The sequence below is a fragment of the Pirellulales bacterium genome (assembly GCA_036499395.1).
Taxonomy (GTDB): domain Bacteria; phylum Planctomycetota; class Planctomycetia; order Pirellulales; family JACPPG01; genus JACPPG01.
Window position 1 is genome coordinate 1 of record DASYDW010000033.1, and the last position, 5363, is coordinate 5363.

At 56.8% G+C, this 5363-nt stretch carries 4 protein-coding genes; 3 read left to right on the forward strand and 1 reads right to left on the reverse strand.

Annotation, left to right across the window (positions count from 1 at the left end):
• Positions 1 to 223 (forward strand): tripartite tricarboxylate transporter substrate-binding protein (locus tag VGN12_06425; GenBank protein HEY4309070.1); only part of this gene is annotated, 223 nt, incomplete at its 5' end.
• 180 nt (positions 224 to 403) lie between these two features.
• Here VGN12_06425 and VGN12_06430 read toward each other — a convergent pair.
• Complete coding sequence (locus VGN12_06430; GenBank protein HEY4309071.1) at positions 404 to 787, reverse strand: response regulator; 384 nt, start codon at positions 785 to 787, stop codon at positions 404 to 406.
• 388 nt (positions 788 to 1175) lie between these two features.
• Between VGN12_06430 and VGN12_06435 the strand changes: the two genes are divergently transcribed.
• Together VGN12_06435 and VGN12_06440 are read left to right on the forward strand one after the other, a co-directional pair.
• Positions 1176 to 4409 (forward strand): PAS domain S-box protein, encoded by a 3234-nt coding sequence (locus VGN12_06435; GenBank protein HEY4309072.1) that lies wholly within the window; start codon positions 1176 to 1178, stop codon positions 4407 to 4409.
• Positions 4410 to 4821: 412 nt separating this feature from the next.
• Positions 4822 to 5363 (forward strand): response regulator (locus tag VGN12_06440; GenBank protein ID HEY4309073.1); only part of this gene is annotated, 542 nt, incomplete at its 3' end.

Genomic DNA, 5363 nt, shown 5'->3' on the forward strand with positions numbered 1-5363 from the left:
TATGGTGGTGGCGCCGGCTGGCACGCCGCCGGATGTGGTCGAGAAGCTTCATGCCGCGTTCAAGGTGGTCGGCAAGCAGCCCGAGATTCAGGAGAAACTTGTCGGTATGGGGCTCATTCCCGTCGACACGCCGTCGGTGCCAGAACTTAAGAAGTTTCTGGAGGCCGAAGCCGTCAAATGGCGTCAGCAAGTCGAGAAGGCCGGCATCGCGGGCTCGATGTAACAGGCTGTCCGAAGGTTGTCCTCAAGCGCCGGCGGATCGCGAAGCTCGCCGCGTTTTGACAATTTTATCGGCCGCCGGTTTTCGCCTATGTCGATAAGCGGAGACGAAATAAATCAACGTTGTTAGATAAGTTCGGCACGTTCATTCATCCGTGCGAATTAGAGAGTCCACCGTCCTGGCTTATGATGCGCCGCCGTGTGTCAGGGCAGAACGAACACACTCAAGCAACTCGTCTTCGTTAAAGGGCTTCACCAGGCAGCAAACGACTCCCTCACTAAGGGCACGCGCCCGGACGCCGTCGTTCGGGTATGCGGTAATCATAATTGTCGGAATGCTCTTGCTTAGCGCTGATACCTGTCGGAGCAGATCGAGCCCACTCATGCCAGGCATATTGAAGTCCGTGACCAAGCAGGCCGTACGGCTGAGATGGGGGGAGCGCAAAAAATCCTCTCCCGATGAGAATGCCTCGGCGGCAAGTCCCATCGAACGCATCAATCCCTTTGTCGCTTCGCGAACCGACTCATCGTCGTCGACGATCGCGATCAAATTTTGTTCATTTCGCACTATCGGCTCGGCAGGTGAGGCCAGCTTCGGAGAACGACCCCGTGTCGTTGTGAACTGGCATCGAACAGTTGAGCCTTCTTACGAGGTGCGGGCCAATTCCGCGACTATACATAGGTGTAGTAGTTCGCGGTGTAGTAGTTCGCGTTCGTGCTGCGATGCAGGACACCCACGCCCGATCTACGCGACTATACAGACGTATAGCCCGTGGTTCTTGCTGCGGGATTTGGCCGATGCGAAAATCCGGGCGCTTTAGCCCCGGAAATCGCCGCATTTTGCAGATGTCATTTACTGCTCCTATTGACCATAAGCGCAGCTCACAGCCCCATGGCGGTGAGTTGCCTGGCGAGGATGTCCAATGAGGTCGATCACATCTCGGTGAGGATTGACGGTGTCGTATCCAATCGAAGTGCCCTCTGAAATCGTCCGCAAGTGGCAAGGGGTCGTCGATCTACTTGCCGAAATCATGCACGTGCCTGCCGCGTTGATAATGAGAGCGGATCCGCCGAACATTAAGGTGTTCGTCGCCAGCGGGTCGGAGGGGAATCCCTACGAAAGGGGCGAACTCGCGGCTCTTGATACGGGGCAGTATTGCGAAACCGTGATGAAGACGCGGCGGCCGCTGCTCGTTGCCGACGCTCTCCAGGACGAAATCCGGAAATCGGCCCCCAATGTCAAATCGGGAATGATCTCTTATCTCGGTGTCCCGATCGTTTGGCCTGATAACGAGATTTTTGGAACGGTTTGCGTCCTCGACAATAAGAAAAACGAATATAGCGAGTCATACCTCAAACTCATGCTGCAGTGGCGCGACGTTTTTCAGGATCACTTGCGGTCCTTGGCGACGACTCAAAAAAAGGTCGACCTTCGCGACGCCAAGTTACGGCGCTTTGTCGACACCAGTATGATCGGAATCTTCGTCGACGATTTCGAGGGTCGATTTATCGAGGCGAACGACGCGTTTCTCGACATGGTCGGGTATGAGCGAGAGGAGCTCATTTCCGGTCATATGCAGGTGGCAGACCTGACCCCGCTGGAATGGCGCGATCGCACTGCACGAACCTTCGCGGATATAAGGATGGGCAAGGCCGTCTCGCCATACGAGAAAGAGTATTTCCGGAAAGACGGCAGCCGTGTGCCCGTCGTGGTTGGCGCGGCGAGTTTCGACGAGGAAGGGAAACAGGGTATCGCTTTCGTGCTCAATATCAGCAAGCGCAAGCGAGCCGAGGAGGCCGCGCGCCGAAGTGAAAAAGAGCTTCGCGATGTGATCGAGACGATGCCCGCGATGGCGTGGGCGACACTGCCCAACGGATCCAACAATTTTGTCACTCAGAGTTGGCGAGAATTCACGGGGATGTCGCCAAAGGATGCTTCCGGTGGTGGCTGGAAGGCGTCGTTTCACCCGGCTGACATCGCCGCCCATGTGGGGAAGTGGCGCGCCTCGCTCGCTAGCGGGAAGCCGTTTGAGAGCGAAGCACGTTTACGACACGCCGCGGATGGAGAATTCCACTGGTTCCTCCATCGGGCGATTCCGCTCCGTGACGAGCGCGGCGCTATTCTCAAGTGGTATGGAATCTCCACGGATATTGACGACCGCAAGCGGGCTGCAGCCTTGCTCGCCGGAGAGAAACGGATTCTCGAGATGGTGGCGAAGGGAGACTCGCTTGCGCAGATCCTTGAGAGCTTGTGCCGGCTCGTAGAGGAACAAGCTTGCGGAGTCCTGGCCTCGATTTTGTTACTTGACGGCAATCGATTGCGCCATGGCGGGGCACCGAGCCTGCCAAAGGCCTACGTGGACGCCATCGACGGAGTTCTGGTCGGGCCCTCCGCAGGCTCCTGCGGGACAGCGGCATATCGGGGAGAACAGGTGATCGTAGAGGACATTGCAACCGACCCGCTGTGGGCGGACTACCGCGCCGCAGCTTTGCCTCATTCCCTGCGCGCCTGTTGGTCGACGCCAATCTTCTCCTCGCAAGCCGAAGTCATCGCGACATTCGCCTTGTATTATCGTGAGCCGCGCAGTCCGAGCCCGCACGATCAAGAAACCATAGAACAGATCACGCATTTGGCGGGTGTTGCAATTGAACGTAACAAGACTCAGGAGGCTTTGCGGCGCAGCGAAGCTTATCTCGCAGAAGGGCAAAAGCTGAGCCACACGGGCAGTTGGGTCTACGATTCAGAGGCGAACAAGGCGATATACTGGTCCGAGGAAATGTTCCGGATTTTTGGATTAGATCCGCGGCGGGGTAGCCCGCCGAACAATGAAGAATTCATTCGAATGGTGCATGGGGATGATCGCGGCAAGTTGCTCGAGCGCGGTGAGAACTGGTTTCAAAACAAAATCGATCATGCAATCGATTACCGAATTGTGCTGCCTGACGGAACCGTCAAGCATATTCATTCGATCTCGCATCCGGTGCTCGATGAAGTAGGCGAGCTAATCGAACGTATCGGCACCGATGTCGATGTAACGGAGAGCAAACGTACCGAGGAGGAGCGAAGCCGGGCGGAAAAGGCACTGCGTGACAGCGAGGAGCAATGGAAGGCCGTATTCGAGAACAATCCCACCATGTACTTCATGGTGGATACGGCTGGCGTCATCCTATCTGTGAATCCTTTTGGTGCGCAGCAACTCGGTTTCACAGTCGACGACTTGACCGGAAGTCCCGTGCAGCGCCTCTTTCACACGGAAGACCGCGAGGCCGTCGCAAAAAATGTGGCGATCTGCTTCATGTGGCCCGGTCAAACTATGAGCTGGGAAGCACGAAAGATCCGCAAAAATGGGGAAATGCTCTGGGTTCGAGAGACGGCCAGAGTTATGTCCATCAAGGACCGGCCGGTGGCGCTGATTGTGTGCGAGGATATTACAGAGCGTAAACGCGTGACCGAAGCGTTACGCGAAATGCAGACGGAACTGGCGCACGCCAACCGTCTTGCAACCATGGGCCAGCTCACGGCGTCGATCGCCCATGAAGTGAACCAGCCGCTCGCTGGGACCGTCAGCAATGCCGAGGCGGCGCTGCGTTGGCTGGAGCGTCGGCCACCAGATTTGGAAGAAGTTCGGCAGGCGCTCACTCGCATCGCCAAGGACGGATATCGGGCGGGAGGGGTCGTCAGCCGCATCCGTGATCAGGTCAAGAAGGCGCCGCCAAGGAAGGAAGGCCTGGACGTCAATGAAGCAATTCTTGAGGTGATTGAACTCACCCGCGGTGAAGCGGCGAAAAATGATATCGCGGTGCGGACTGAACTTGCGGACGACTTGCCTGTCATACAGGGAGATCGAGTCCAACTGCAGCAGGTGATCCTTAATTTAATCGTCAACGCCGTTGAGGCAATGAGCGGAACGAGCTCAGGACCGCGAGAATTACTGATCAGCACAGGGAAATCCGATTCGAAAGGTGTGCTCGTCACAGTACAGGATACGGGTCCGGGACTAGTGCCGGCAGCACGCGATAGTCTGTTCGATCCGTTCTACACGACCAAGTCCCACGGTTTAGGACTGGGCCTGTCGATCTGCCGTTCGATCATCGATGAGCACGGCGGTAGGCTGTGGGCGACTGAAACGATGCCGCGTGGCGCTAGCTTTTATTTCACTTTGCCAGCCCATCCCGACAAGGTGCCGTAATCAGCGGCCCAAAATTGTGAAGCTTTCTATTTGCGTTGAATTAAGCCCCTCCGAACGCGCTGGGGGCAGCGGTGCGGAGGGGCCTAGTGGCGGTCGTCTCGGGGATTTCGACCGCAGGGAGGAGTCTGTAAAATACTCCTGTGCCGCCCACTCAACTATTGCCCGAACGGAAGCATGGATTACCAATAGGGAGCGCGCGCCTATACCTAGGGGTAATGTCGCGAGGAAGCCGCTCTCGGCCATGCGTGGCTATAGCTATCGGTACAAGCCGGCACGTCAGGCCTGACATGAAAGTTCCAATGCTGATTCTGAGGGATATTTCTTTCCTCGCAATCACGCTATGCTTTGCACTTCATCGAGCAAAACTGGGGACCCGAGGTGAGAGAAGCGCTTTCATCTGAGGGGGTCAACAATGAAGGAACAGCCGCCTACCGTTATCGTCATCGATGATGACGAGGCTATCCGGGTGTCGCTCGGCAGCTTGCTTCGATCCGTAGAGTTTCATGTCGAACTGTTCAGTTCCGTGAGCGAGTTCCTCAAGTCGGGACGGCCGGAGGGGCCTACCTGTATGGTGCTCGACGTTCGGTTGCCTGGGCAAAGCGGCCTCGAGTTTCAGCGCGAACTGTCAACGGCGAACAGTCAGCTGCCAATAATCTTCATTACCGGATATGGCGACATTCCAATGTCGGTGCAGGCAATGAAGGGCGGTGCGATCGAGTTCCTGACAAAGCCATTCCGTGATCAGGACTTGCTCGAGGCAGTTCAGCTCGGGCTTGCGCGCGACCGCGCACGGCTCGAGGACGAGAAAGCGTTGGAAGGAGTGCGCGCGTGTTACGAAACGCTGACCTCGCGAGAGCGCGAAGTCATGGCTTTGGTGGTGACTGGCCGGCTTAACAAGCAGATCGGTGCAGACTTAGGGATCAGCGAAATAACGGTCAAGGTTCACCGCGGTCA